The sequence below is a fragment of the Bowmanella denitrificans genome (assembly GCF_039522935.1).
Classification (GTDB): Bacteria; Pseudomonadota; Gammaproteobacteria; order Enterobacterales; family Alteromonadaceae; genus Bowmanella; species Bowmanella denitrificans.
Map to the genome: position 1 here is coordinate 1 of NZ_BAAAEI010000018.1, position 1,677 is coordinate 1,677.

The window sequence follows — 1,677 nt, forward strand, 5'->3', positions numbered from 1 at the left end:
TGTTTGCCAATGACAATGCCCGCCTGCTGGTGGCGGAACTGGAAAACCAGCCTGGTATTCAGGCCGTCGCCATTAGCCAGCTCCCACCCTTTAAGGGTATCAGCTCCCATGTTGGTTGGGTCACCCCCGAACATAAACCGGTCGGGGTCGGGCATAGCGGCGAAGCCTTGACATCGACTGTCACTCCCGGTTTGTTTAAGCTGCTGGAAACACCAATCATTAAGGGCCAGGACCTGATTTGGGAGAACCCTTTTCAGGTGGTGGTAAACCGTACGCTGTGGGAGCAGTCGCTTGCCCAATATAGCCTGGGAGAAGCTAAGTTATTAGACAAGTTTGACGATGGTCAGTACCGGCCTTTTCAGGTGGTCGGGGTGGTGGAGGACAGCTATTTTCAGGGGCCGGATACACCGCTGCAGCCTATGGTGTATACACCAACGTGGGTGCTGGTGGGTTGGGAATGCCTGCTTATTCAGAGCCAACTGGAGGCTGCGCAGGTCAGGGAACTGGTGGTGCAGGCCATCAGCAAGGTGGAGGTGGGGTTAAAGGTTGATAAGGTCGAGAGTCTGGCCGAACTGGCCCGCCAGGAAAACGCCCCGCGCCTGGCGATCCTGGCCATAAGTTTAAGCAGCGCCCTGATTACCCTGCTGGCGGCGCTGGTGTTTACCTTTAACAGCACCGCCCAGATGGCACAAAAAGGTGCGCGCGAACTGGCCCTGCGCAGTTGCTTAGGTGCCCGTCCTGTTGGCCTGATAGGCCGGGAGCTGGGGGGCTTTTTACTGGTATTGGTGCCGGTCTTTGTGCTTTGCCTGCTGGCGATGCAGTTCGTTAAGCAATCAATGCAGGGGCAGTTGCCACTGTTGGTGCAGCCGCCGATGCTGTTGCTGGCGGCCGGGCTGTTTATTGTGCTGTCCTGTCTGGCGGTGGCCTGGCATATCCGGCGGCAACTGCAGCAAAACTGGTTGTATTTGAGTTAAGGAGAGAACGATGAAATTAAGACATGGATTATTTAGCTTGTTGTTGGTCGGACCAATGGCCTGGGCGCAGCCACAGATCAGTGAACTGGAATACGGTATGCTTTATTCATCGGGGTTCTCTCCGATATATCCGCAGATCATGGTGGTAAATCGCCTTGGCCAGGTTATTCATTATCATGCAGGAAGAGATCCGTCGCTAAAACCCAGTTTGTTAAAAAATCAACCGGTGGATGAACAGGAAAAAATGCAGGCAGCATTGCCTAAGCTATTGCCGTCGGTGACGGATTTTAGTCAGACAGATTACACTTTTATTCTGATTACCCTGCATGAAAAAGTTGATGATTGTCAGTCCTGCGAACTCCAGAAAGCCATTAACCAAAAAGTTATCGCCAGTCTTGGCGATAAGACCGCGCAGGAATACCAAATCAAAGTGTATTTTCCGGAGATTCCCTCGCATTTAAGTAAAGAGGAAATTCTGGAACGCTACCCCTATGTGCAATTTCGCTAAGAGCTAACTCTGCCGTATTCAGGACGGCGCATTATCAGCCTAAGGAAGGGTATGAAACTACTAGTGGATATCAGCCGGTACTGGTTGACACAAAGCGTTAGCAATTTTCGTCTGTGGCTGGCTCTGATAATGCTGGCCGTGCCGCTGGGTATTCTGGCCCAGTTGCAGGGTATCCGCGCGGCCTATCTGGACCCT

At 52.7% G+C, this 1,677-nt stretch carries 2 protein-coding genes; both read left to right on the forward strand.

Annotation, left to right across the window (positions count from 1 at the left end; translation table 11 throughout):
* A partial coding sequence (locus tag ABD028_RS15145; RefSeq protein WP_343846022.1) for an ABC transporter permease occupies positions 1-974 on the forward strand: 974 nt, incomplete at its 5' end.
* Between the two features lie 10 nt (positions 975-984).
* Positions 985-1,482: a hypothetical protein gene (locus ABD028_RS15150; protein ID WP_343846023.1), complete on the forward strand. Its 498-nt coding sequence runs from the start codon at positions 985-987 to the stop codon at positions 1,480-1,482.
* Positions 1,483-1,677: the final 195 nt, after the last annotated feature.

Coding starts and splice junctions, on each gene's coding strand:
- ABD028_RS15150 (WP_343846023.1), top strand. CDS start 985: ATGAAATTAAGACATGGATTATTTAGCTTGTTGTTGGTCGGACCAATG.